The 25,759-nt window shown below is 60.1% G+C and carries 24 protein-coding genes; 16 read left to right on the forward strand and 8 right to left on the reverse strand.

Features of this window, described 5'->3' with window-relative positions; all coding sequences use genetic code 11:
* The first annotated feature begins 8 nt into the window (after positions 1 to 8).
* Complete coding sequence (locus tag ACYZTU_RS25315) at positions 9 to 905, forward strand: cation diffusion facilitator family transporter (protein WP_461966407.1); 897 nt, start codon at positions 9 to 11, stop codon at positions 903 to 905.
* Here ACYZTU_RS25315 and ACYZTU_RS25320 read toward each other — a convergent pair.
* Positions 899 to 1,933, reverse strand: a complete 1,035-nt coding sequence (locus ACYZTU_RS25320; protein ID WP_461966409.1) for a DUF6515 family protein — start codon at positions 1,931 to 1,933, stop codon at positions 899 to 901. The two genes, ACYZTU_RS25315 and ACYZTU_RS25320, sit on opposite strands and share 7 nt — an antisense overlap.
* A gap of 435 nt (positions 1,934 to 2,368) precedes the next feature.
* Between ACYZTU_RS25320 and ACYZTU_RS25325 the strand changes: the two genes are divergently transcribed.
* Together ACYZTU_RS25325 and ACYZTU_RS25330 are read left to right on the forward strand one after the other, a co-directional pair.
* A complete protein-coding gene (locus ACYZTU_RS25325) occupies positions 2,369 to 2,848 on the forward strand; it encodes an Lrp/AsnC family transcriptional regulator (protein ID WP_054052470.1) in 480 nt (159 codons plus the stop codon).
* A 117-nt stretch (positions 2,849 to 2,965) separates the two neighbouring features.
* Positions 2,966 to 3,175, forward strand: a complete 210-nt coding sequence (locus tag ACYZTU_RS25330; RefSeq protein ID WP_282381329.1) for a DUF2788 domain-containing protein — start codon at positions 2,966 to 2,968, stop codon at positions 3,173 to 3,175.
* On the opposite strand, the gene ACYZTU_RS25335 is transcribed toward ACYZTU_RS25330, so the two are convergent.
* The 4 genes from ACYZTU_RS25335 to ACYZTU_RS25350 form a co-directional block, all read right to left on the reverse strand.
* Positions 3,170 to 3,805: a pseudouridine synthase gene (locus ACYZTU_RS25335; protein WP_461966411.1), complete on the reverse strand. Its 636-nt coding sequence runs from the start codon at positions 3,803 to 3,805 to the stop codon at positions 3,170 to 3,172. The genes ACYZTU_RS25330 and ACYZTU_RS25335 overlap by 6 nt on opposite strands.
* A gap of 72 nt (positions 3,806 to 3,877) precedes the next feature.
* The gene (gene amn, locus ACYZTU_RS25340) at positions 3,878 to 5,377 is read right to left on the reverse strand and encodes an AMP nucleosidase (RefSeq protein WP_178083855.1); all 1,500 of its coding nucleotides are present in this window, start codon (positions 5,375 to 5,377) and stop codon (positions 3,878 to 3,880) included.
* Positions 5,378 to 5,398: 21 nt separating this feature from the next.
* The gene (locus ACYZTU_RS25345) at positions 5,399 to 7,048 is read right to left on the reverse strand and encodes an acyl-CoA dehydrogenase family protein (RefSeq protein ID WP_461966413.1); all 1,650 of its coding nucleotides are present in this window, start codon (positions 7,046 to 7,048) and stop codon (positions 5,399 to 5,401) included.
* 74 nt (positions 7,049 to 7,122) lie between these two features.
* A complete protein-coding gene (locus ACYZTU_RS25350; protein WP_461966415.1) occupies positions 7,123 to 9,507 on the reverse strand; it encodes a 7TM diverse intracellular signaling domain-containing protein in 2,385 nt (794 codons plus the stop codon).
* 302 nt (positions 9,508 to 9,809) lie between these two features.
* Between ACYZTU_RS25350 and ACYZTU_RS25355 the strand changes: the two genes are divergently transcribed.
* The 4 genes from ACYZTU_RS25355 to ACYZTU_RS25370 all read left to right on the forward strand — a co-directional run bounded on the left by ACYZTU_RS25355 (position 9,810) and on the right by ACYZTU_RS25370 (position 13,344).
* The gene (locus tag ACYZTU_RS25355; RefSeq protein WP_461966417.1) at positions 9,810 to 10,607 is read left to right on the forward strand and encodes a hydroxymethylpyrimidine/phosphomethylpyrimidine kinase; all 798 of its coding nucleotides are present in this window, start codon (positions 9,810 to 9,812) and stop codon (positions 10,605 to 10,607) included.
* A 32-nt stretch (positions 10,608 to 10,639) separates the two neighbouring features.
* On the forward strand, positions 10,640 to 11,263 hold the full coding sequence (gene thiE, locus ACYZTU_RS25360) for a thiamine phosphate synthase (RefSeq protein WP_461966419.1): 624 nt from the start codon (positions 10,640 to 10,642) through the stop codon (positions 11,261 to 11,263).
* Between the two features lie 17 nt (positions 11,264 to 11,280).
* Positions 11,281 to 12,564 carry a glutamate-1-semialdehyde 2,1-aminomutase gene (gene hemL, locus ACYZTU_RS25365; RefSeq protein ID WP_461966421.1) on the forward strand — a complete coding sequence of 428 codons (1,284 nt, stop codon included), beginning with the start codon at positions 11,281 to 11,283 and terminating at the stop codon, positions 12,562 to 12,564.
* Between the two features lie 225 nt (positions 12,565 to 12,789).
* Positions 12,790 to 13,344: a tetratricopeptide repeat protein gene (locus ACYZTU_RS25370; RefSeq protein WP_461966423.1), complete on the forward strand. Its 555-nt coding sequence runs from the start codon at positions 12,790 to 12,792 to the stop codon at positions 13,342 to 13,344.
* Positions 13,345 to 13,456: 112 nt separating this feature from the next.
* Here the strand turns inward: ACYZTU_RS25370 and ACYZTU_RS25375 are convergent, their stop codons facing one another.
* On the reverse strand, positions 13,457 to 13,786 hold the full coding sequence (locus tag ACYZTU_RS25375) for a DUF1820 family protein (protein ID WP_007894425.1): 330 nt from the start codon (positions 13,784 to 13,786) through the stop codon (positions 13,457 to 13,459).
* 134 nt (positions 13,787 to 13,920) lie between these two features.
* Between ACYZTU_RS25375 and miaB the strand changes: the two genes are divergently transcribed.
* The 5 genes from miaB to lnt all read left to right on the forward strand — a co-directional run bounded on the left by miaB (position 13,921) and on the right by lnt (position 19,565).
* Positions 13,921 to 15,246, forward strand: a complete 1,326-nt coding sequence (miaB, locus tag ACYZTU_RS25380; RefSeq protein ID WP_461966425.1) for a tRNA (N6-isopentenyl adenosine(37)-C2)-methylthiotransferase MiaB — start codon at positions 13,921 to 13,923, stop codon at positions 15,244 to 15,246.
* Between the two features lie 187 nt (positions 15,247 to 15,433).
* Positions 15,434 to 16,438 carry a PhoH family protein gene (locus ACYZTU_RS25385; RefSeq protein ID WP_461966426.1) on the forward strand — a complete coding sequence of 335 codons (1,005 nt, stop codon included), beginning with the start codon at positions 15,434 to 15,436 and terminating at the stop codon, positions 16,436 to 16,438.
* Positions 16,431 to 16,925, forward strand: a complete 495-nt coding sequence (gene ybeY, locus ACYZTU_RS25390; protein ID WP_461966427.1) for an rRNA maturation RNase YbeY — start codon at positions 16,431 to 16,433, stop codon at positions 16,923 to 16,925. Before ACYZTU_RS25385 ends, ybeY begins: the two co-directional genes overlap by 8 nt.
* A 5-nt stretch (positions 16,926 to 16,930) precedes the next feature.
* Positions 16,931 to 17,770 carry an HlyC/CorC family transporter gene (locus ACYZTU_RS25395; RefSeq protein WP_461966429.1) on the forward strand — a complete coding sequence of 280 codons (840 nt, stop codon included), beginning with the start codon at positions 16,931 to 16,933 and terminating at the stop codon, positions 17,768 to 17,770.
* 259 nt (positions 17,771 to 18,029) lie between these two features.
* Entirely contained in the window at positions 18,030 to 19,565 is a 1,536-nt protein-coding gene (lnt, locus tag ACYZTU_RS25400) for an apolipoprotein N-acyltransferase (protein ID WP_461966431.1), read from the forward strand.
* A gap of 48 nt (positions 19,566 to 19,613) precedes the next feature.
* Here lnt and ACYZTU_RS25405 read toward each other — a convergent pair whose 3' ends face one another.
* Together ACYZTU_RS25405 and ACYZTU_RS25410 are read right to left on the reverse strand one after the other, a co-directional pair.
* A complete protein-coding gene (locus ACYZTU_RS25405; RefSeq protein WP_461966433.1) occupies positions 19,614 to 20,375 on the reverse strand; it encodes a YdcF family protein in 762 nt (253 codons plus the stop codon).
* A 97-nt stretch (positions 20,376 to 20,472) separates the two neighbouring features.
* Complete coding sequence (locus ACYZTU_RS25410) at positions 20,473 to 20,802, reverse strand: hypothetical protein (protein ID WP_461966434.1); 330 nt, start codon at positions 20,800 to 20,802, stop codon at positions 20,473 to 20,475.
* Between the two features lie 279 nt (positions 20,803 to 21,081).
* On the opposite strand from ACYZTU_RS25410, the gene leuS reads away from it, so the two are divergent.
* The 4 genes from leuS (at position 21,082) to arfA (ending at position 25,727) form a co-directional block, all read left to right on the forward strand.
* Positions 21,082 to 23,688 (forward strand): leucine--tRNA ligase, encoded by a 2,607-nt coding sequence (gene leuS, locus ACYZTU_RS25415; protein ID WP_461966436.1) that lies wholly within the window; start codon positions 21,082 to 21,084, stop codon positions 23,686 to 23,688.
* Between the two features lie 87 nt (positions 23,689 to 23,775).
* Entirely contained in the window at positions 23,776 to 24,381 is a 606-nt protein-coding gene (locus ACYZTU_RS25420; protein ID WP_461966438.1) for an LPS-assembly lipoprotein LptE, read from the forward strand.
* Between the two features lie 39 nt (positions 24,382 to 24,420).
* Positions 24,421 to 25,458 carry a DNA polymerase III subunit delta gene (gene holA / locus ACYZTU_RS25425; RefSeq protein WP_461966440.1) on the forward strand — a complete coding sequence of 346 codons (1,038 nt, stop codon included), beginning with the start codon at positions 24,421 to 24,423 and terminating at the stop codon, positions 25,456 to 25,458.
* A gap of 104 nt (positions 25,459 to 25,562) precedes the next feature.
* Positions 25,563 to 25,727: an alternative ribosome rescue factor ArfA gene (gene arfA, locus ACYZTU_RS25430; RefSeq protein WP_461966442.1), complete on the forward strand. Its 165-nt coding sequence runs from the start codon at positions 25,563 to 25,565 to the stop codon at positions 25,725 to 25,727.
* The last annotated feature ends 32 nt before the right edge of the window (positions 25,728 to 25,759 follow it).

Below are 25,759 nucleotides of genomic sequence, written 5' to 3' on the forward strand. Positions count from 1 at the left end.
CCGCCTCTATGATTGCAAGCTCCGAACACGCCCGCCTGTTGCGGCTGGCGACCCGTGCCTCGGTGGCGGTGGCGTGTACGCTGATCGTCGCCAAAGCCATCGCCTGGTGGTTGAGCGGTTCGGTGAGCATGCTCGCCGGGCTGACCGACTCAGCCCTCGACGGCGTCACGTCGCTGCTCAACCTGCTCGCGGTGCATTACGCCTTGCGCCCGGCCGACGATGATCATCGGTACGGGCACGGCAAGGCCGAGTCGCTGGCGGGCATGGCTCAGGCATTGTTCATTGGTGGCAGTGCGGTGCTGATTGCCTGGCAGGCGATCGATCGACTCAAACACCCGGAACCGGTGGGGGCGCCATGGATCAGTATCGGCGTGATCGTGTTTTCCCTGGTGCTGACGCTGGCCCTGCTGATGTTGCAACATCGGGTCGTCAAGGCAACCGGCTCCAACGCAGTGCGCGCCGACTCTCTGCATTACCGCTCAGACATGTTGCTCAACGGCAGCATTCTGCTGGCGCTGGTGCTCGCCGGGTTTGGCTGGCATCAGGTCGACCCTTGGTTTGGATTGGCGATCGCCGTCTACATTCTCTGGAGCGCGATTCAAATCGCCCGCGAAAGTTTTACCGTGCTGATGGATGAGGAACTGCCGTCGGACGTCAGCCAGCACATGCTCGAACTGGCCTGCAGCGTACCGGGAGTATTGGGGGCGCACGACTTGCGTACACGGATTTCCGGCAGCCAGTGGTTCGTGCAGTTGCACCTGGAATTGCCGGGGGACTTGACCCTGTCAGTCGCTCACGGCATCAGCGATCAAGCCGCCGATGCCATTCACGCCGCCTACCCGCGAGCCGAAGTGCTGGTGCACGCCGACCCGCAGGAAGTGGTGCAGGCCAGCAGGGCTCAGTAACTCACCTGATAGCCGCGACTGCTCAGGCAGTTGCCCTGTGCCTGACGGTAGGCTTGCACCACTGTCGGGTCCGGCTGGTAAGTGGCCGTTCGCGGATCGAAGCCACTCTGCTGCACCGCGTATTGATAGCACTCGTAACCGTCCTGGTTGACCTGCTCCGGCGACTGACCGTTAGCCGGATACGCCACCACGTCATAACTATTGCGGACCGGTTGCGGCTGCGGTTGCACGGGCGGCTCGACCACGACGTAATCCTGAGTGCTTTCCTGATAGGCGTAATACGAGCCGGCCGCCAGGAACAACAGCGCACCGCCGATCCACACTTCACGCGCGTAATCGGGCAAGTAGCTGGTGCGAATCCCGCGTGGAGGCTGCACCACTACATAACGCGGGCCGAGCGGGCGATACCAGTAGCCGCCGGAGTAGAAGTAATCCTGACCACGATACGGCACGCGGTAATCCCGGTCCGGGAAGCGATCGATCACATGACCGGGGCGATACTGCGGGCCGGAGCCCCAGCCATTACCGTGCCCATCCGGACGACCCGACCAGCGATGGTCATCGGGACGCGGACCGCTGTTCTGCCAATGCTGATTGTTATCGATGCGCCGCGGCACGTCCTGGTAGTAACCACGCCGCGGTTGCTGGGTCTGGCGTACGGTGTCGGGCCGACCCTGGATCGGCAGGTCATTGGCCGGTAGCTGCGGCGGTGGAGGTGGTGGTCGAACCGGACTGTTGTAGTCGTGCGGCTGACGGTTCTGCTGATTCTGGCCGTTGTGCTCGAACTGGCGGCTGTTGTCGCCACGAATGATGTCGTTGTTCTGCGGACGCGGTTGATTCTGCTGCTGATTATTTTGCGGACGCTGCTGATTATCGCCGCCATGGCCCTGATTGTTGCCCTGATGGCCGTCCGAGCCACGTTGTCCACCATCGGGACCCCGGTTTTGCGGCTCATCGGCCAGCGATTGCGCAGTGACACTGACACACAGCAAACCAACACCGGCCAAACGCCAGATGCGCGACTTCATGCTTTTCCTCACTGCGGGTTAGGGCCTGTACGTAAGACTGGGAAAGCACCGGCCGGTTCTGCAACAGGTTATCAGTCGCGCAACTTATTTATTGATCGTCGTCACCAAATTCCGGGCAAAAGAAAAGGGAGACCCGTCGGCCTCCCTTTGAGAACTTCGTCCGTGCTCAACGCTTTTGACGTCGGCTCACCTCACGCCGTCTTCTGGACAGTGTGTAGCTCGGGGGCCGACTCAACCCCTGTGGGGGTGGCGACCGCAGCTGGCCTGATTGGGCGAGCCGCTGTGGACTGTTTGTCCGAGCAGTGATTCTGGTGATAAGAATAGGCTCGCGGCGCCAGCAGAGGATTGCGAAGATTGCTCAAATAAACATCACTTGCGCAATTTTTAACCCTGGATAGATAATCCGCCGCAATAGTTATGACAAAGGCCTGATTGATGAGCAAACTCGACCGATACGACCTGAGCATTTTGGCGGAATTGCAGCGTGACGCGCGCATCTCCAACCAGGAACTGGCCGAACGCATCGGCCTTTCTCCTTCGCCATGCTCACGACGGGTCAAGCAGCTGGAAGACGACGGTTACATCTCCCGTCAGGTGGCCCTGCTGGACCGCAAGATGCTCGGCCTGAGCCTGACGGCTTACGTGTTGATCGGCATGGACCGACACACACCGGAGCGTTTCGAAAACTTCGAAGCGGCCATTCGTACGTTGCCGCAGGTGCTGGAGTGCAGTTTGGTGACCGGGATGGATGCCGACTATCAGCTCAAGGTGGTGGTGCCGGACATGGACCATTATCAGAAACTGCTGCTGGGGCATCTCACACGGATTGAAGGGGTGACGAGTGTGCGGTCGAGTTTTGTGTTGAACCAGGTGCTCAATAGTACCGAGTTGCCGTTGACTCATCTGCGCGGCTGAACGATCGCTATCAGGGCGACGAATAGCTGCGACACACTGCCGCAGGTCAATGCCCGGCCAATCCCCCATGACGTATACTCCAGCGCCTTTTAGCCCCGCCAGCGCTGGAGATGTTCGATGGATCCTGCAGTATTCGAAGAGTGGATGATGACCAGCCTGGTCAGCATCCTGATCATTTTCATGGGTTTCATCGTTTGGGACCTGGCGAAGAAGTCCAAGGCCGGGCGCTTTGGCTCGTTCATTCTGTTTTCCGTACTCGGCCTGGGCGTGGCCGCGTTCGTGATCAAAAGCGTGGTGATCGGCCTGATCGAATCCGGCTCGTTATAAACGCGCTGGCACTTCCTTCCACTGGCCCTGATCAAGTCCTTCGATCGACCAGTCGCCGATTCTGACCCGCACCAGACGCAACGTCGGCAACCCCACCGCCGCGGTCATGCGCCGCACCTGACGGTTACGACCTTCGCGAATCACCAGCTCCAGCCAGCTGGTCGGCACGTTTTTGCGAAACCGCACCGGCGGATTGCGTGGCCACAGCTCGGGCTCTTCCAACGGTCGCGCCTCGGCGGGCAAGGTCATGCCGTCATTCAGCTCGACGCCATCGCGCAAGCGCTGCAATTGCTCGGCGTTCGGCTCGCCTTCCACTTGCACCCAATAGGTCTTGGCCAGTTTGTGTTTCGGGTCGGCGATCCGCGCCTGAAGCTGGCCGTCGTTGGTCAGCAACAGCAAACCTTCGCTGTCACGGTCAAGCCGTCCTGCCGGGTAAATCCCGGGAATCTCGATGAAATCCTTGAGCGTCGCCCGCCCTTCGCCGTCGCTGAATTGCGTCAGCACATCGAACGGTTTGTTGAACAAAATCAGCTTCGGCTCGGCCGGCGGCGCTTTGGCGACACGACGCGGGGCTGAAGGAGCTGGCTTCGCACCTGGATGGCGGGAAGGGGGACGCGGGGGACGGGACATGGCAAAAACAACATCTAACGGTCAGGGCTGCTAATGCTAGTGCCCCGACCGCCAAATGACCACGACAAACCGTTAGCGGAACGGCGGCTCGTCGAAGCTGCGCAGTTTGCGTGAGTGCAGCGAGTTGAGTTCGGTGCGCAACAGGTCCACCGCCTCGATCCCGATCTTCAAGTGCTGGCTGACCGCGCGCTCATAGAAGGCGTTGGCCGAGCCCGGTAGCTTGATTTCGCTGTGCAACGGTTTGTCCGAGACACAGAGCAACGTGCCGTACGGGACCCGCAAGCGATAACCTTGCGCGGCGATAGTGCCGCTTTCCATGTCCACCGCCACGGCGCGAGATAGGTTGATCAGCGGACGTTCCTGAGCCCAGCGCAATTCCCAGTTACGGTCGTCGTAGGTCAGTACGGTGCCGGTGCGCAGGCGTTTTTTCAGCTCGTCGCCCTTCTCACCGGTGATGTTGGCCGCCGCTTGTTGCAACGCCATCTGCACTTCGGCCAGGGCCGGAATCGGAATATTCGGCGGCACGACCCGATCGAGAATCCCGTCGCGACGCATATACGCGTGCGCCAGCACGTAATCGCCAATGGTCTGCGACTGACGCAAGCCGCCACAGTGACCGATCATCAGCCAGCAATGCGGACGCAGCACCGCCAGGTGGTCAGTGATGTTCTTGGCGTTGGACGGGCCGACGCCGATGTTGACCAAGGTCACGCCATGGCCGTCGGTGGCGATCAGGTGATAGGCCGGCATCTGATAACGGTGCCAAACCACACCCGCGGCAATCGCCGAGGCTTCGCCGTGGTCCATGCTCTTTTCGATGATCACGTTGCCCGGCAAAACCATGCGCACGAAACGCGGATCGCTGCGCAACTGTTCCAGACCATGAACGATGAACTGGTCGACGTAGCGGTGGTAGTTGGTCAGCAGAATCCACGGTTGCACATGGCGCCAGTCGCTGCCGGTGTAATGCACCAGGCGGCGCAGGGAAAAATCCACCCGCGCGGCGTCGAACAAGGCCAACGGCAGCGGATCGGTGTTTTCCCAATCGTACAAACCATCGGCGATGCCGTCGGTGGCGGCGGACAGGTCGGTACTCGGGAACACCCGCGCCAGCGTCGCTGCGGTGACGCCGGAGCCGGCCAGTTCATCGCCCTGCTCAACCACGTACGGATAAGGAATGTTTTGCTGGCTGATACCGACTTCCACCGTCACGGTGAAGTCGTGCATCAACGGCACCAGCTGTTCCAGCAGGTACTTACGGAACGCCGCTGGATGGGTGACGGTGACGCTGTAGGTGCCCGGCAATTGAACCTTGGCATAGGCGCGCGTGGTCTGTGGGACTTCGCCCTGGCAGAGGTAGGTCAGGCGCAGTTCGGGATAACGAAACATCGCACGCTGTTCGGCGTCCGGTTCGACACGATCCTTGAGGTAACGCTTGAGCGCCTGGTTCAGCGCGGTGGTTGCACGATTGTGCAAGAGCGCAAGCCGATCCACGGCTTGCTCGGCGGTTTGAACGACAATAAAAGCTTCGGTCACGATCAGCATCCTGTGTTCTGACTTGCAGAGCTTCATCTTGCCTGCAAGTCAGCGCGATCAGAAGCCCTGTGGTGTCGAGCGGGCAACAATCGCTTCCACATCCAGCCCACGTGGCAACGCGCCATACACCCGACCGGCGGAACCCAAGCGGCTCGCAATGAACGCATCACTGACGGCGCAGTTGCCAGCCTCCAGCAACAGCTTGGCTTGAAGGCCCAAGGCGATGTCTTCGGTGAGCTGGCGGGCGCGGTATTGAATGTCGCTGGTGTCCTTGAAGGCGGCCTGTAATTGACTGATGTGTGAGGCCAGACGTTTGTCGCCATGACCATCGCCCAACTCGCTGAACAGTACATCGAGCACACCCGGCTCCTTCGACAACGCTCGCAAAACGTCGAGGCATTGCACGTTGCCGGAACCTTCCCACGTCGAATTGACCGGTGCCTCACGGTACAACCGCGGCAAGATGCTGTCTTCGACATAACCGGCACCGCCCATGCATTCGGCGGCTTCATTGATCATTCCGGGTGCGCGTTTGCAGATCCAGTACTTGCCTACCGCCGTGACCAGCCGAGCGAATTTGGCTGCATGGTCGTCATCCAGATGATCCAGCGCCTGGCCCATGCGCAGGCTCAACGCCAGGGCGGCTTCGCTTTCCAGGGCCAGGTCGGCCAGTACGTTCTGCATCAAGGGTTGTTCGCTGAGCAACTTGCCACCAACCCTACGGTGAGCGCAGTGATGGCTGGCCTGGGTCAGGGCCTGACGCATCAATGAGCTGGAACCGACCATGCAATCGAAGCGGGTCATGGCGACCATTTCGATGATGGTCGGAACACCCCGCCCCTCCTCGCCGACCATCCATGCCAGCGCACCACGGAACTCCACTTCACTGGACGCGTTGGAGCAATTGCCAAGTTTGTTCTTCAGACGCTGTATGTAGAACTGATTGCGTGTGTCGTCTGGGCGATGGCGCGGCAACAAGAAACAAGTCAGCCCCTTGTCAGTCTGGGCCAGGGTCAGGAAGGCATCGCACATCGGCGCCGAACAGAACCACTTATGGCCCACCAGCTCATACGGCTGGCCCGGACCACTGGCGCCCACCGGATAAGCCTTGGTGGTGTTGGCCCGCACGTCGGTGCCGCCCTGTTTCTCGGTCATCGCCATACCGATCGTGACCCCGGCCTTGTGGGCCATGCCGACGTTGCGCGGGTCGTATTCGGTGGAGAGGATTTTCGGCAGCCATTGCTTGGCCAGATCCGCTTGCAAACGCATCGCCGGGACGCTGGCGAAGGTCATGGTCAGCGGGCAACCACTACCGGCTTCGGCCTGGCTGTGCAGGTAGGTCATGGCGGCGCGGGCGACGTGGGCGCCGGATTGCGGATGCGCCCAGGGCAACGAGGTCAAACCGTGCTCGACCGCCGTGCGCATCAGTTCGTGATAGGCCGGGTGAAATTCCACCAGGTCGATGCGATGGCCGTAACGGTCATGACTGCTGAAAACCGGCTTGTTCTGATTGGCCAGGAATCCCGCTTCCATCAGCGGGCCGCCGGCCAGGGCACCGTAAGCGTCGATCCGCGACTCGGCCCACCCGGCCCCGAAACGCCGCGACCACTCCTGCAACGGCAGGTCGATGCGATACAGGTTGGTGCCGTCCAGCGACGGTGGCTGGTTGGTGACTTCGTGGGTTTCGGCGAACTGATGCAGGTTCATGACGGGGCTCCTTTGGTCAGCCAAGGGACTTCAGTTAAGCACCGCCTCATAGCTGAACAAAGTGTCATATCTGCCTAACTGTCGGCGCTTTCGCCTTGTTTCGGACACAGCACGCGACGATAGAGCGCTGCCTGCAGGTCTTCGAACTTCACCGGCTTGTTCAGGTAATCGATCAAGGCACCGGTCGGGTAGCGTTCCCGATCAATGCTCAAGGCAATTACGAATACCGGCAATTCGCTGCAGCCCGGCAACGCGTGGATCTGGCAACAGAGGGACGCGCCGTCCATGGGTGGCAATTGACAATCGAGCAATACCGCATCAAAGGTTTCACGCTGCAAGTGATCGAGCGCGGTAGCCCCATTGTCGGCGGTGCGCACCCGGAACCCCAGCTTGAGCAACATCCCGCGCATCACCAACTGATTGATACTGTTGTCATCGACCAGCAGCACCGTGCAGTCCTGAGGCAGTCGCAGGCGAGGAAATTCCCGCGTCATCAAGGGCACTGACGGCCGTTCCACCATGGGCAGTTCGAACTCGACGTCGAGCTGAAAGCGGCTGCCCCGGCCAGGCTCGGAGCGGTGAGTAAGGCGCCCGCCGAGCAATTCGACCAGTTGCCGACAGATCGCTAGGCCGACGCCCAGACCGCCGTATTCTCGGGTCATTGAGCCGTCGAGCTGGAAGAACCGCTGATAAAGGGTCGCCTCCCCCAAATCGGTGAAGCCAATGCCGGTGTCGATCACCGCAAAGGACAGTGCCAGTCGGTTGGGCTCCACCGGTTTACCCGTCACCCGCAGCGCTAACCCGCCAGTCCGAGTGAACTTGATCGCGTTATCCAGCAGGCATTCCAGGCACTGCGCCAACTTGGCGCTGTCGCCGTGCAAGCGATCCGGCAGCCCCACCGTCACGTCGACTTTGAAGTCCAGCGACTTGCTCAGAGCGTTGCCCTCGAACTGCAGGCGCAAAGCCTCAACCACGCCGCGCAAACTGAAGGTGGCCGGATACGCCTTGAGTTTGCCGGCCTGCAACTCGGTCAGGGTCAGGATGCCGTTGACCATGCGCATCATGTCTCGCGCCGAACCTGCAGCCGTTTGCTGGTATTGCTCCAACTCCGGGCCCATCTCGACGGTCTGCATCAGCTCCAGCGAACCAATCACGCCATTCATAGGCGTGCGCAGTTCGTGGGTCAGGGTGGCGAGGAATTCGTCCTTGAGCTTGTTACTGTGAGCCAATTGCTGGTTCAGCACTTCGAGCTTTTGACCGGCATCGAACAGGGTCTGCGCCTGTTGCTCGCGCATGGCATTGATGCGATCGGCCAGTGCCAGGGACAGCAGCGCCACTTCAATCGCGGAGCCGATCTGGCTGGAATACATGGTTAGGAACACGTTCGGCAGGTAACCCAGCACCATCAGCGTGTTGACGATGCCGCCGAGCAGGAAGGCCGACCAGGCGATGATGAAATACCGCGCCACTCGCAGGCCACGCAGCCAGGCGAAAATCCCTGCGGCAAAAATCACTAGGGTGAAGGTCAGTGCCAGCGCTGTCGCCAGACGCAAGGCCAAGGCGTAACTGGCCATCAATGACAACCCGACCACCACCGCGCTGAACGCAATCAATGCCAACAGCAAGCGGTCGAGCCAACGGCTGTAGGTTGTGATCTGCAAGAAACTACGGGCGAACTGGCTGCCGAAGAGCCCCGAGCAACCGATGAAAAACGGCGTGGCGGCGTTGGCCCACCACGGGCTGTCTGGCCAGAAATATTCCACGGCTGCGCCGTTTACCGACAGCTGATACAGGCCGAACGAGGCAATGTAGAAGATGTAATAGAGGTAACTGGTATCGCGCACGCTGAGGTAGATGAACAGGTTGTAGACCAGCATGCCCAACAACACGCCGTAGATCAGGCCCAACACATAGAGGCGGACCGGTTGTTCTTCGAGCAAAGCAGTGCTTGACCACAACGTGACCGGCGCCTGGATCGACCCTTCACTCTGCAGGCGCAGGTACACGGTTTGCGCTTGATCAGCGGTGAAGTTCAAATTGAACAGGTAGTTGTTCTGGCGGATCTCGCGAGTGGCGAACGGCAAGGCATCACCGGTCTGTCGGGCCAACTGATAGCCACCGGAAGCATCGGGCAAGTACAGATCAAGGTGATCAAGGGGCGGATAGGCCAGTTCCAGCAGCCAGGTGCGTTGCACCGCGGGAGTGGTCGGCCGGTAATGCAGGTCGATTTTCAACCAGAACGCTGAACGCGAGTAACCGGCGTTGAGGGTGGCTTTGTCGTGGGGTTTGAAGTTTCCGGCCGCGGCTTGCGCACGGACGTCGGCGATGGTCGCCTGACCGCCCGCGTCTTCGAACACCTGGAGGGTTTGGCCCAAAGGAAGGCTTTGAGTGAATTCATCGAACTCGACGGCACTCGCCATGAGGGGCAAGCACAACAGCAACATCAGCAAATAGCGCATTTAAGCCCCAGCGTGGCCTGTCCGGTTATCTCAGGAAGCCCCTCATTCCTTTTGAGTAGACGTAAAACCGGTATTACCTGTATTGGTTTGGATCCACTCTAGCATAGCCATTGGTGGCCATTGAGCACTATTAAAATTTTTCCCGCAAAGGCTCTAACACGGGCGTTCCAGCTCCATGCGTTGAGATAGAGCTGTTTGACCGGTCAGCGCGTGACAATCGCCTGAGGGCGCACGCCTTTTCTCGTTCCACGGCTTATTGGTCGACACCCGAAAAAAGATGTTTGGTGGTAAGCTCGCGCACCATGAATATCTACAGCTCTCGCCCCGTTGTCCTCTGTCTCTCCGGCCACGACCCAAGTGGTGGCGCCGGCTTGCAGGCAGATATCGAAGCCCTGCTCGCTCAGGGTTGTCATGCGGCCCCGGCCGTCACCGCCCTGACCGTGCAAGACACGGTCAACGTCACTGACTTCCGCGTCCTCGACCGTGAGTGGGTGTTGGCCCAGGCCAATGCCGTGCTCAACGACTCGACGGTAGCAGCGGTCAAACTGGGCATGCTCGGTTCCCTGGAAATGGTCGACACCGTGGTCGAACTGCTGTCGGCGCACCCGCATTTGCCGGTGGTCTGCGACCCGGTGCTGCGCGCTGGCGGCGGCGGACGCCTGGGCAAGGACGAAGTCGGCTACGCCATGCGCGAACGCCTGCTGCCCCTATCGATCATCGCCACCCCTAATCTCCCCGAAGCCCGCATCCTCGCCGAACTGCCCGAAGGCACAGCGGACGAGTGCGCTGAAAAACTCCTGCCGTTCGTCAAACACCTGCTGATCACTGGCGGCCACGGCGATGAACACGAAATCCACAATCGCCTGTACAGCCGCGACGGTCACCGCGAAACCTTCACCTGCCAACGTCTGCCCGGCAGTTATCACGGTTCCGGTTGCACGTTGGCCAGCGCCCTGGCGGGGCGTCTGGCCCTGGGTGAAAACCTCGCCAGCGCCGTGCAGACCGCGCTTGACTACACTTGGCGCACCCTGCGTGACGCGGAGCAGCTAGGCAAAGGCCAGTTCGTGCCGCGCCGTCTGCCGCTGGATTTCTGTTCGTAACTTTCTATTAGCAATGCGGTGAGGCTTGTCCGATGAAACTACGTGGCCTGTACGCCATTACCGACAGCCAGCTGCTGGCCGGTAAATTTCTTTCGTACGTGGAGGCGGCGCTGGAAGGCGGCGTCACCCTGCTGCAGTACCGCGACAAGAGCAGCGACGAAGCTCGCCGCCTGCGCGAGGCCGAAACGCTGCGCGATCTGTGCGATCGCTACAAGACCCAGCTGATCATTAACGACGATGCCGAACTGGCCGCGCGCCTGAACGTCGGCGTGCACCTTGGCCAGACTGATGGCCCGTTGACCCCGGCCCGCGCGTTGCTCGGTCGCCAAGCGATCATCGGCTCGACCTGCCACGCACAGCTCGAACTCGCCGAGCAAGCGGCGAAAGAAGGCGCCAGCTATGTCGCGTTCGGCCGCTTCTTCAACTCCAACACCAAACCCGGCGCACCGACTTGCAGTCTCGAACTGCTGGACCAGGCCCGCAGCAAACTGCACCTGCCGATCTGCGCGATCGGCGGTATCACCCTCGACAACGCCGCCCCGCTGGTGGCCCATGGGGTCGATCTGCTGGCGGTAGTCCATGGCCTGTTTGGCGCTGAGAGCACGGCTGAAGTAACGCGCCGTGCCCGCGCCTTTAACGAATTGTTCAAATCCTGATTTTTGAGAGCCCGATCATGTCTCGTTCCGAAACGCTGTTTGCCAATGCCCAGAAACACATTCCCGGTGGCGTGAACTCGCCTGTTCGCGCGTTCAAAAGCGTCGGCGGCACTCCGTTATTCTTCAAACACGCTGAAGGCGCCTACGTCACTGACGAAGACGACAAGCGTTATGTGGATTACGTCGGTTCCTGGGGGCCGATGATTCTCGGTCACAGTCATCCGGACGTGCTGGACGCCGTGCGCAAACAGCTTGAGCACGGATTGTCCTACGGTGCACCGACCGAAATGGAAACCCAGATGGCTGATCTGGTCTGCTCGATCGTGCCGTCGATGGAAATGGTGCGCATGGTCAGCTCCGGCACCGAAGCGACCATGAGCGCGATCCGCCTGGCCCGTGGTTTCACCGGCCGCGACAGCATCATCAAGTTCGAAGGCTGCTACCACGGTCACTCCGACAGCCTGCTGGTCAAGGCCGGTTCCGGCGCCCTGACCCAAGGCGTGCCGAGCTCTGCCGGTGTGCCGGCGGCCTTCGCCAAACACACCCTGACCCTGCCGTTCAACGATATCGATGCCGTAGACACCCTGCTCGCCGAAGTCGGCCAGGAAGTGGCGTGCATCATCGTCGAGCCAGTAGCCGGCAACATGAACTGCGTACCGCCGACACCAGGTTTCCTCGAGGGACTGCGGACCCTGTGCGACAAGCATGGCGTGGTGCTGATTTTCGACGAAGTGATGACTGGTTTCCGTGTCGCCCTCGGCGGCGCCCAAGCCCACTACGGCGTGACGCCTGACCTGACCACCTTCGGCAAGATCATTGGTGGCGGCATGCCGGTTGGCTGCTTCGGTGGCAAGCGCGAAATCATGTCGCACATCGCGCCATTGGGCCCGGTCTATCAGGCGGGCACCTTGTCGGGTAACCCGCTGGCCATGGCTGCCGGTCTGACAACATTGCGTTTGATCAGCCGTCCAGGTTTCCACGCCGAGTTGAGCGACTACACCAGCCGCCTGCTCGAAGGCCTGCAACAGCGCGCCGATGCGGCGGGCATTCCATTCGTGACCACACAGGCCGGTGGCATGTTCGGTCTGTACTTCAGCGGCGCCGACGACATCGTCACTTTTGATGACGTGATGGCCAGCGACGCGGCCCTGTTTGGGCGCTTCTTCCACCTGATGCTCGAGGGCGGCGTGTACCTGGCGCCGAGCGCCTTCGAAGCCGGCTTCACCTCGATCGCCCATGGCGAAACCGAGCTGAAACTGACGCTCGATGCCGCCGAGCGTGCATTTGCCGGATTGAAATAACGCTGTGCCGCTGACGCTGGCGATTGCCAGCGTCAGCTTTCACCTAACTTTACGACCTTATTCCTACGTTTCTGCTCAATATCCCCCAGCAAAGTGAGCGATATATTCCCCGCGCAGCAGAAAAACGAGTAAAGACTTTGTAAGGTTGGCCCTGCTTATTTCATAATGCGCGCTTATTGGATCCCTCGATGGGTCCGCGCGCCCTTCAGAGGTAAGTCGATTCCCATGAACCGCACCGGCCGCGCCCTTGCATTGGGCTGCCTGTTGCTCCTTCAGCCCCTGCTCGCGCTCGCACAAGCAGGCGGCAACTCGTTGTTAATCCCAGCGATGGGTCGTTGCACCCTCAATACTCAGCCGCAAGACCTGGCGCAGGCTCTCGCCGCCTGCCAGAAAGCGTCGGATGAAGGGGATGCGCAAGCGCAATACGAGTTGGGTGAGTTCTACTACGACGGCAAAAACGCGCCGCGCGACCTCAAAAAAGCCTTGGGCTACTTCGAAAAGGCCTCGCTGCAAGGCCACGCTCAGGCGCAGTTCAAACTCGGCACCATGTTTTTCCACGGCGAAGGCGTTCCAGCCAATAACATCCAGGCTTATATCGTGCTGAAAATGGCTGCGGTCAATGGCGCTGAAGATGCGTTGGACACCGCCGACGAAGTCGCCGAGAAAATGCCCCGCGAAGAACTTGAGGTGGCTACCCAGGTGCTCGGGCAAATCTTCCGCAAGTACCTGATGGAACTGCAAAGCGCCGATGGGCGTACGCCGTTCTCGCCCCTTCCCTAATTTCTGCGTCGAACTTTCTGGCCCCTTCGCGGGCAAGCCTCGCTCCTACAAGGGCAGCGCCAGTCCTGTAGGAGCGAGGCTTGCCCGCGAAGGGGCGACTCGGTCCTGAGGCTTACTTCTCAGGCATCGGCATCGGAAACGGCATGACATTGCCGACCGCACCGCGGGCTTCGCTGATTTTCGGCGTGCCGAGGCGCTCGACCTCGTCGATCCGCACGATCGAATGCATTGGCACAAAACTGCGCACAACACCTTCGAACTGAGCCTTGAGCTTCTCTTCGCTCGGATCGACGACCACTTGCGTGCGCTCGCCAAAGACGAACTCTTCCACTTCCAGGAAGCCCCACAGATCACTTTGATAGATCTGCTTGGCATACATTTCGTACACCTGGCCCTGGTTGAGGAAAATCACCTTGTAGATTGGAGCTTCACGTTTGGTCATGGCAGGCGAGCAACACATCGGGGATAAAAATGAGGGCGCGAACTATAGCATAGCCACCGGACGCACAGCGGTAGGAACCTTGGGACATGTTCCCTATAATGCGCGGTTCTTTGAATCACGTGACGACTCTTTCCATGGCCAAGAAGCTTTACATCGAAACCCACGGTTGCCAGATGAACGAGTACGACAGCTCGCGCATGGTCGATCTGCTGGGTGAACATCAGGCCCTGGAAGTCACCGCTCGCGCTGAAGATGCCGACGTGATCCTGCTCAATACCTGTTCGATCCGCGAACGCGCCCAGGACCGTGTGTACTCCCAACTCGGCCGCTGGCGCGAATTGAAACTGGCAAACCCGGACATGGTCATCGCCGTTGGCGGTTGCGTGGCCAGTCAGGAAGGCGCGGCCATCCGCGACCGTGCTCCGTATGTCGACGTCGTTTTCGGCCCGCAAACCCTGCACCGCCTGCCGGAAATGATCGACGCCGCGCGCGCGACCAAACTGCCGCAAGTCGATGTCTCGTTCCCGGAAATCGAAAAATTCGATCACTTGCCCGAGCCGCGCATCGATGGTCCAAGCGCCTACGTATCGGTCATGGAAGGCTGCAGCAAGTACTGTACTTTCTGCGTGGTGCCTTACACACGTGGTGAAGAAGTCAGCCGACCGTTCGATGACGTGATCGCCGAGGTCATCCACCTGGCCGAAAACGGCGTGCGCGAAGTGACCCTGCTGGGGCAGAACGTCAATGGCTATCGCGGGACCACTCACGATGGTCGTCTGGCGGACCTGGCCGAGCTGATCCGCGTGGTGGCCGCCGTCGATGGCATTGACCGCATCCGCTACACCACCTCACACCCATTGGAATTCTCCGATAGCCTGATCCAGGCCCACGCCGACGTGCCGGAACTGGTCAAGCATCTGCACTTGCCGGTGCAGTCGGGCTCGGACCGAATCCTGGCGGCGATGAAGCGCAACCACACCGCGCTGGAATACAAATCCAAACTGCGCAAGCTGCGTGCCGCCGTGCCGGGGATCTGCATCAGTTCGGACTTCATCGTCGGCTTCCCGGGCGAGACCGAAAAAGACTTCGAACAGACCATGAAGCTGATCGAAGACGTCGGTTTCGACTTCTCCTACTCGTTCGTCTACAGCCAGCGCCCGGGCACTCCGGCTGCCGATCTGGTCGACGAAACGCCGGAAGCGTTGAAGAAAGAGCGTCTGAATGCGCTGCAACATCGCCTGAACCAGCAAGGTTTCGAGATCAGCCGACAAATGGTCGGTTCGATCCAGCGGATCCTGGTGACCGATTATTCGAAAAAAGACCCCGGCGAACTGCAAGGCCGGACCGAGAATAACCGTATCGTCAACTTCCGCTGCGACAATCCCACGCTGATTGGCCAGTTTGCCGACGTGCACATCGACGCCGCCCAGCCGCACTCGCTGCGGGGCTCGCTGCTGTAGGAGCGATGCTTGCTCGCGAAGGCCACGCCGCTATCTGTCTGACGGATCGCGTTATCGTTCTTCGCGAGCAAGCTTCGCTCCTACAAGGACGGTGTTTGGCCTTGCGATATTTAAGAGCTTTCGCACCCAGGCCACTGGCGTTATCCTTGATTTCATCTTAATTGCCCCAGGGCGGCTAAATACGACCTTGAACGCACCCATAGAACCACATCGTTTTATCCTCGAGCCCTTTGAGGCTCGCCGCTTCGCCAATCTGTGCGGGCAATTCGACGAGCATCTGCGCTTGATCGAACAGCGCCTGACCATCGAGATCCGCAACCGCGGAAACCAGTTCGAACTGATCGGTGAACCCAAACACACCACCTCCGCGGAAAACCTCCTGCGCCGCCTGTACCGGGAAACCAAGGGGACTGAGCTGTCGCCGGACATCGTTCACCTGTTCCTGCAGGAATCGGCCGTCGAAGAGATGGACAACGTCTCCCCCAGCGAACCCTCCGTGGCCCTGCGCACCAAAAAAGGCATGATTCGCCCTCGCGGCTTGAATCAGTTGCGCTACGTGAAGGAAATCCTCGGCAACGACATCAACTTCGGCATCGGCCCGGCCGGTACCGGCAAGACCTATCTGGCCGTTGCCTGCGCGGTAGACGCGCTGGAACGCGAGCAGATTCGCCGCATCCTGCTGGTGCGTCCGGCGGTTGAAGCGGGCGAAAAGCTCGGCTTCCTGCCCGGCGACCTGTCGCAGAAGATCGACCCATACCTGCGCCCGCTCTACGACGCCCTCTACGAAATGCTCGGCTTCGAACACGTCGCCAAGTTGATCGAGCGTCAAGTGATCGAAGTTGCGCCGCTGGCCTACATGCGCGGTCGCACCTTGAACAACAGTTTCATCATCCTCGACGAAAGCCAGAACACCACCGTCGAGCAAATGAAGATGTTCCTGACCCGGATCGGTTTCGGCTCCACGGCGGTCATCACCGGTGACATCACCCAGGTCGACCTGCCGAAAGGCACCAAATCCGGGCTGCACCATGTAATCGAGGTACTTAAAGACGTGCCGGGCATCAGCTTCACCCATTTCAAGCCCAAGGACGTTGTGCGCCATCCACTGGTGCAACGCATCGTCGAAGCCTATGAGCGCTTCGAAAATCGCGCGGCCGATGAAGCCCCGAAGGATAGCCGCCGCGATGCTTGAGCTTGATCTGCAACTGGCTACCGAAGCGTCTGCCCCAAGCGAAGCCGAGTTCCGCCAATGGTGTGAGTTGGCCCTGCGCCAGCGCACAGCCGACTCCGAAATGACCATTCGCCTGGTCGACGAAGAAGAAGGTCGTCAGCTGAATGACGCATGGCGGCAAAAGGATTACGCCACTAACGTTCTTTCGTTCCCCGCCGACGTCCCGGACGAATTTCTGGATATCCCGCTGCTGGGCGATCTGGTGATCTGCGTGGCGGTGGTCGAGCGTGAAGCCGCCGAACAAGGCAAGGAACTCAAGGCCCATTGGGCGCATCTGGTGATTCACGGCTGCTTGCATCTGCTGGGTTACGACCACATAGATGACGACGAAGCCGAAGAAATGGAAGCACTGGAACGAACGTTGCTTGCTGAGTTGGGCCATCCCGACCCTTATGCGGACGACGAAACAGACGCATCCCCCATCGTTACAACAAAGGATTCAGAGTAATCGCTATGAGCGAAGATCGATCGAGCAACGGGCAAAAGTCATGGTTGGGTAAGCTCACCCAAGCTTTTGCCCACGAGCCGAAGAACCGCCAGGAGCTGCTGGAGCTGCTGCGCGACGCACACCAAAACAAGTTGCTGGACAGCGAAGCGCTGGCCATCGTCGAAGGCGCCATCCAGGTCGCTGACCTGCAAGTACGGGACATCATGGTCCCGCGCTCGCAGATGATCAGCATCAAGGCGACCCAGACACCCCGCGAGTTTTTGCCCGCCGTGGTCGACTCGGCCCACTCCCGCTACCCGGTGATCGGCGAAAGCCACGATGACGTGATGGGCGTGTTGCTGGCCAAGGACTTGCTGCCGTTGATCCTCAAGGAGAACGGTGACAGCTTCAACATCAAGGACCTGCTGCGCCCGGCCACTTTCGTGCCCGAATCCAAGCGTCTGAATGTGCTGCTGCGCGAGTTCCGCGCCAACCACAACCACATGGCCATCGTCATTGACGAATACGGCGGCGTGGCAGGCCTGGTGACCATCGAAGACGTGCTGGAACAAATCGTCGGCGATATCGAAGACGAGCATGACGTCGAAGAAGACAGCTACATCAAGCCGCTGCCCAGCGGTGACTTCCTGATCAAGGCCCTGACGCCGATCGAGAACTTCAACGAGTTCTTCGACAGCCAATTCTCCGACGACGAATTCGACACCGTCGGCGGTCTGGTGATGAGCGCGTTCGGACACCTGCCAAAACGCAACGAAATCACTGAAGTCGGCCCTTATCGCTTCCGTATCCTCAATGCGGATAGCCGTCGAATCCATTTGCTGCGCCTGACTCCAATTGCCCGTTAAGGATTAGGGGTGTGTCATCAGCTATTTCCTGCATCGCGTTGCGCCTGAAAGCGGGCCAGGCAAGGCGCAGTCCGCAGGGAATGGCATTCCCTTTCCAAGGACTGCAACGCAGCATGGCCCGCTTTCAGGCGCAACCCGGAGGGCCGGGTCTGCTGTTACGCAGGGCTGCGTTACTCGTCGCTCATTTGAAAAACCAAACCACGCTCCTCGCGCCTTGCCCTGCGTAACAGCAGGCCCGGCGCGATACAGGAAATAGCTGATGACACACCCCTTGCTCCGCGTAACCCGACCCGGCTGGCCCGGTAATCTGCTGGCCGTGGCGGCCGGTGCAATCACCACCCTGGCCCTGGCGCCGTTCGATATCTGGCCGTTGGCGTTGCTGGCGGTCGGCTTCTTCTATGCCGGCTTACGTGAACTGAACCCTCGCCAGGCTCTGGGCCGGGGTTGGTGCTTCGGTTTCGGTCTGTTTGGCGCCGGTACCAGCTGGATCTACTACAGCATTCACCACTTCGGCGGCGCCTCAGTGCTGCTGGCCGGTTTCCTGATGATGATCTTCACGGCGGCGATTGCCTGGTTCTTCGCCCTGCCCGCGTGGATCTGGACGCGCTGGCTGCGCCGTAACGAAGCACCGTTGGCCGATGCCTTGGCGTTCGCGGCGTTATGGGTCGGTCAGGAAGCCTTTCGCGGCTGGTTCCTGACCGGGTTCCCTTGGCTCTATTCCGGTTACAGCCAGCTCGATGGCCCGCTGGCCGGGCTCGCGCCAGTCGGCGGAATGTGGCTGATTTCCTTCACCCTGGCCCTGACGGCCGCGCTGATCTATAACGCCTTGCGCCTGGTCCGCACGGGCCGCAAAGGTTTCATCGCCGCAGGCGTTTTGCTGCTGGTCGGCCCTTGGGTGGCCGGCGTGGCGCTCAAGGAGCATGCCTGGACCAGCCCGGCGGGCGCACCGCTGAGTGTCGCGGCGATTCAGGGCAACATCGAACAGAGCATGAAGTGGGACCCGGCGCAGCTCAACGCACAGCTGGCGTTGTACCGCGACATGAGCTTCAGCTCGAAACCGGTCGACCTGCTGATCTGGCCGGAAACGGCCATCCCGGTGCTCAAGGAGTCCGCCGAGGGCTACCTGAACATGATGGGAAACTTCGCCACAGAGCGTAAGTCCGCGCTGATCACCGGCGTACCGATCCGCCAGGAACTCCATCACGAGAAGCGCTTCTTCAACGGTATTACCGTGGCGGGTGAAGGCGATGGCACTTACCTCAAGCAGAAACTGGTGCCGTTTGGCGAATACGTTCCGTTGCAGGAAGTGTTACGGGGGCTGATCGCTTTCTTCGACCTGCCGATGTCGGACTTTGCCCGCGGCCCTGCCGATCAGCCGATGCTGCAAGCCAAGGGCTATCAGATTGCGCCGTTCATCTGCTACGAAGTGGTTTACCCGGAATTCGCCGCCAGCCTCGCGGCGCGTAGCGATTTGCTGCTGACCATCAGCAATGACACCTGGTTCGGCACCTCCATCGGCCCGCTGCAACACTTGCAGATGGCGCAGATGCGCGCGCTTGAGGCCGGTCGTTGGATGATCCGCGCCACCAACAACGGCGTAACTGGTTTGATCAACCCGTTCGGCCAGATCACCGTGCAGATCCCGCAATTCGAACGCGGCATTCTGTACGGTGAAGTGGTGCCCATGCACAACCTGACGCCTTATCTGGAATGGCGTTCGTGGCCGCTGATCATTGCTTGCGTGCTGTTGTTTGGCTGGGCGCTGATCGCGAGCCGGATGGCCAAGACTGTCTGAGACTGGCGGGCTTTTGTGGCGAAGGGGCTTGCCCCTCGCCACAGTGAATCAGCGATAGAAAAGTGAATACCCGATCTGCCCCACCGCCTCATTCATCAACTGCCCGCTCTGCCAGATCGCCTTGAATTCCGGCATCCAGCCGCCCAGTGGCCGAGCGTTGTCCACGCCTAAAAACCCCATCGGCGCAGGCACCACTTCAAATCCTGCCTTTTTGAAGCTCCAGACCGCTCTCGGCATGTGCGAGGCATGAGTCACGACGACCACGCGCTTGATGCCTTCCGGCAACAGCACCTCGGCGCTGAACTGCGCGTTCTCCCAAGTGGTGCGGCTGCGCCCTTCCTGCCAACGCACGGTCACGCCGAAATCATCTTGCAACGAGTCGGCCATCAACCTGGCTTCAGTTGGCGGCGTGCCGTAATGCAGGCCGCCACTGGTCAAGACCGGCAGGCCCGATGCCTTGGCCAGCCGCGCCGTATAACGCTCGCGCTGCAGCGCCACACCCGTCGGCTGGTCGTCACCCCAGGCCAGATCGCCACGTTCACGCCCCGCACCCAGCACCACAATCGCGTCGGCATGCTGCGCCAATGTTGCCCATTCGTCGCGAGCCAACGGCGCTTCACGCTCCAGCGCCTTAGCGCCCCACTGCACCACCACCGGCAGGCTCATCAGCCAGAAGCCGCCCACGCCCAGCGCAAAGCACAATCCGGCAAGGCGCGGTCTTGAGCGGCGGAACCACCAGGCAAGCACCAACAGCAGCAAAAGAATGCCGGGAGGCAACAGAAGTTGTTTAACGAAATATCGAAAAGGCATCGAGCATCTCCAAAAGATGCCCGAAGCCTAAGTGGGTTGACGCAATGCGACAACTAATGCGGAAGGACTATGCTTCAAAAAACCATACGTCATGGCTTCAAGTGCCCTTACTTGATTGCAGAGACCTGACCTTTACCGCGTCCCTGCCGGGTGTTTTGTCCTTGAGCCAGATGATCTTGGCCGAACGTGGTGCGTCGAGTTGCTTCACTGCTTCAGACAGGCATCCGTGTGTCTCACGTTCACTGCGATCGAGATACGCCTTGACCAGTGCAAACTCTGCGGGGCTCAAGCCTCGCAATTCCAGCTCCAGCGGACGCTCATCGCGTAACCGGTCAGCGGTTTTTGCCGCGTCCAGGGCCATTCCCAGACGATCGATCAATCTTTCGTACAGCTCCGGTTTTGTAACTTTTTGCCGTGACTCAACCATCCTTCACCTCATTGAAGATAAGACTCACTCCCCAATTAGAGCTTAGCTTCCATGATCAAACCGGCTGAGCGCTGCGACCAACGGCCCTCGCAGCGGGTTTTGGGAGGCTTGCAGCAGTAATCAGGGTTTCCCTCGGTAGAGCGCGGTCATGTATGCTACGGCGCTTCCTGTAACTCCACTTCCAGCTCGCCTGGACACCGAAACGCCGATTTGGCGTGATCACCGTCCGGCGTTGCATTGAAGAGGATTAGGCCACCCTTATTCAGTTCAAAAGTAGCCATGCACGAACAATATCAGCCCCGTGAAATCGAAGCCGCCGCCCAATCGTTCTGGGACGAGCAAAAGTCCTTTGAAGTCAGTGAACAGCCAGGCAAGGAGACTTTCTACTGCCTGTCGATGTTCCCTTACCCCAGCGGCAAGCTACACATGGGGCACGTGCGCAACTACACCATCGGCGACGTGATCTCCCGCTACCAGCGCATGCAAGGCAAGAACGTCCTGCAGCCCATGGGTTGGGACGCCTTCGGTATGCCGGCGGAAAACGCCGCGATGAAGAACAACGTAGCGCCCGCCAAGTGGACCTACGAAAACATCGCCTACATGAAAACCCAGTTGCGCAGCCTGGGCCTGGCGGTGGACTGGTCCCGCGAAGTCACCACCTGCAAGCCTGATTACTACCGCTGGGAACAATGGCTGTTCACTCGCCTGTTCGAAAAAGGTGTGATCTACCGTAAAAACGGCACCGTGAACTGGGACCCGGTCGATCAGACCGTTCTGGCCAACGAACAGGTGATCGACGGGCGCGGCTGGCGTTCCGGCGCGCTGATCGAAAAACGCGAAATTCCGATGTACTACTTCAAGATCACCGCCTACGCGGATGAGTTGCTGTCGAGCCTCGACGAACTGACGGGCTGGCCTGAACAGGTCAAGACCATGCAGCGCAACTGGATCGGCAAGTCCCGTGGCATGGAAGTGCAGTTCCCGTACAACGTCGATTCCATCGGCGAAGCCGGCGTACTGAAAGTCTTCACGACCCGCCCGGACACCCTGATGGGCGCGACCTACGTCGCAGTAGCCGCCGAGCACCATTTGGCGACCCTGGCCGCGCAGAACAACCCTGAGCTGCAAGCGTTCATCGCTGAATGCAAGGGCGGCAGCGTCGCCGAAGCCGACGTCGCCACTCAAGAGAAAAAAGGCCTGCCGACCTCGCTGTTCGTCGAGCACCCGCTGACCGGTGAGAAACTCCCGGTGTGGGTCGCCAACTATGTGCTGATGCACTACGGCGATGGCGCGGTAATGGCCGTCCCGGCGCACGACGAACGTGATTTCGAGTTCGCCACCCAGTACAACCTGCCGATCAAATCGGTGGTGCGTACCAGCTCCGGCGGCACTAACCCGTCGCCATGGCAGGACGCCTACGGCGAGCACGGCACGCTGATCAATTCCAGCGAGTTCGACGGCCTCGACTTCGAAGGTGCCTTCGACGCCATCGAAGTCGCGCTGATCAAGAAGAACCTCGGCGCCTCGCGCACTCAGTTCCGCCTGCGCGACTGGGGCATCAGCCGCCAGCGCTACTGGGGCTGCCCGATCCCGATCATCCACTGCGACACCTGCGGTGATGTGCCGGTCCCGGAAGATCAACTGCCCGTCATACTGCCCGAAGACGTCGTACCGGACGGCGCCGGTTCGCCGCTGGCGCGCATGCCTGAGTTCTACGAGTGCACCTGCCCGAAATGCGGTCAGCCTGCCAAGCGTGAAACCGACACCATGGACACCTTCGTCGAGTCCTCGTGGTACTACGCCCGTTACGCCTCGCCGCACTATGAAGGCGGCCTGGTGGAAAAAGCCGCGGCCGACCACTGGTTGCCGGTGGATCAGTACATCGGCGGTATCGAACACGCCATTCTCCACCTGCTCTACGCGCGCTTCTTCCACAAGCTGATGCGCGACGAAGGCCTGGTGAGTTCCAACGAGCCATTCAAGAACCTGCTGACCCAAGGCATGGTGATCGCCGAGACTTACTACCGTCGCGAAGCCAACGGCAGTTACACCTGGTTCAACCCGGCGGACGTCGAACTCGAGCGCGACAGCAAGGCCAAGATCATTGGCGCCAAACTGATTTCCGACGGCCTGCCGGTGGAAATCGGTGGCATCGAGAAAATGGCCAAGTCCAAGAACAACGGCGTTGACCCGCAGTCGATGATCGACCAGTACGGTGCAGACACCTGCCGCCTGTTCATGATGTTCGCCTCGCCGCCTGACATGAGCCTGGAATGGTCCGACTCCGGCGTCGAAGGGTCGCACCGCTTCCTCAAGCGCGTCTGGCGTCTGGCGCAAGCCCACGTCGGCCAAGGCTTGCCGGGCAAACTGGACATCGCCTCGCTGAACGACGAACAGAAAACCATTCGTCGCTCGATCCATCTGGCCATCAGGCAAGCCAGCCAGGACGTCGGCCAGCATCACAAATTCAACACCGCCATTGCCCAGGTGATGACGCTGATGAACGTGCTGGAAAAAGCCCCGCAAGGCACCGCGCAGGATCGCGCATTGATTCACGAAGGTCTGGAAACCGTAGCACTGCTGCTGGCACCGATCACTCCGCACATCAGCCATGAACTGTGGCATCAGCTGGGTCACGTCGAACCAGTGATCGATGCAGGTTGGCCGGTACTGGACGAGAGCGCTCTGGTGCAAGACAGTCTGCAGCTTGTCATTCAAGTGAATGGCAAACTGCGCGGCCACATTGAAATGCCAGCCAGTGCCAGTCGCGAAGAAGTCGAAGCCGCTGCACGGGCCAACGAGAACGTACTGCGCTTTGTCGACGGCCTGACTATTCGTAAAGTGATCGTAGTGCCCGGGAAACTGGTCAATATCGTCGCCAGCTAATTGGATCAGGCGCCAGGTGAGCCTGGCGCCGCGTAAAACCTTTCGGGCCGCATGATCGGCCCACCTGGTTTCAAGGGGAGCAACAAGATGATCAAACGCAATTTGCTGGTGATGGGCCTTGCGGTCCTGTTGAGCGCCTGCGGTTTCCAGCTACGCGGCACCGGCACCACTGAACTGGCGATCAAGGAACTCGACCTGAGTGCCCGCAATGCCTACGGCGAAATCGTGACGCAACTGCGTCAGGTACTGCAAAGCAGCGGCGTCAAGGTCTACAGCGGCGCACCTTACAAGCTGGTGCTGACCGATGAGCAGGAAAGCCAGCGCATCTTGAGCTATGCCGGTGCCGGTCGTACTGGCGAGTATCAGGTGAGCACAGTGCTGAACTACGACATCCGTGGTGAGAGCAATCTGACGCTGCTGAGCGATAAGCTCGAAGTGCAAAAAATCTTTATCCACGATGGCAGCAACTTGGTGGGTTCCGACCAGGAAGCCAACGACGCCCGTAAGGAAACCCGTCGTGAACTGGTTCAACGGATGATGCTGCGTCTGCAACAGTTCACCCCGGTTCAGTTGGATCAGCTGCAACAGACCGCTAACGCCAAAGCCAAGGCTGAAGCCGATGCACTGGAAGCGGCGCAGAAGGCTGAAGCGGCAACCCCGCGCCAGTCGCCTATCGAACTGCCGCAGCAGTAAGACTTACGGGGCGCTCAGGCGCCCCGTTCGCCCTCTCCTATGAAACTCGCCCCCGCCCAACTCGCCAAACACCTGCAAGGTGCCCTCGCGCCGGTCTACATCATCAGTGGCGATGACCCACTGTTGTGTCAGGAAGCCGCCGACGCCATTCGTGCCGCCGCCCGCCAACAGGGGTTCGACGAGCGCCAGGTCTTCGCCGCCGACGCCAGTTTCGATTGGGGTACGCTGCTGCAGGCCGGCGCGAGCATGTCGCTGTTCGCCGAAAAGCGTCTGCTGGAACTGCGTCTGCCGTCCGGCAAACCTGGTGACAAAGGTGCCGCCGCGTTCATCGAATACTGCTCGCGACCGGCCGAAGACACGGTGTTGCTGATCAGCCTGCCCAAGCTTGATGGCAGTGCGCAGAAAACCAAGTGGGGCAAGGCGCTGATCGAAGGTCAGCAGACCCAGTTCGTGCAAATCTGGCCGGTAGAGGCCAACCAGTTGCCGAGCTGGATCCGTCAACGGCTGTCCCAGGCCGGGCTTTCCGCCAGCCAGGACGCCGTCGAATTAATCGCCGCACGGGTCGAGGGCAATTTGCTGGCTGCCGCCCAGGAAATAGAAAAGCTCAAACTGATGGCCGAAGGCGGTCAGATCACCGTTGAAACCGTGCAAGCGGCAGTGGCCGACAGTGCGCGCTTCGATGTCTTCGGCCTGACCGACGCTATCCTCAACGGTGAAGCGGCCCATGCCCTGCGCATGCTCGAAGGGTTGCGCGGTGAAGGCGTCGAACCACCCGTGATTCTCTGGGCGCTGGCCCGTGAGCTGCGTCTTCTGGCCAACTTGTCGCTGCAATACAGCCAGGGTGTGCCGCTGGATAAAGCCTTCAGCTCTGCCCGACCGCCGGTCTGGGACAAACGCAAACCGCTGATGAGCAAAGCCCTGCAACGCTACTCGGCGCAACGCTGGGCGCAGTTATTGCTGGAAGCGCAGCGCATCGACGCACAGATCAAAGGCCAGGCCGCCGGCTCACCGTGGATGAGTTTGAGTCGGTTGTCGTTGTTGATGGCCGGCCAACGGCTGACGTTGCCTGCCGAATAAGATCGTCCGTCCTACACAACACACCTGCATTTTCCCTATAGACACAAGCCCCACTCTGTCCGATGATTTGCACCGCAAAACTCACTCACTTGCGAGAAATCATCATGAGCAAAAAGCCATCGAAGCATGGCCCCAACAAGGCCAAATCCATCATCGCCCAGCCTTTGTTCCGCAGCCGTCAGGAACCCGCCGGTAAGGGCAAAGGCAGCTACCACCGCGAAGCCTTCCAGTCTAATAGCTGGGAGGCTTCTTACTTTCTGGCGGCCTGAAAGGCAAGGGTTCGCTCAACATGTTAAGGTCT

The sequence above is a fragment of the Pseudomonas sp. HLT2-19-2 genome (assembly GCF_054898005.1).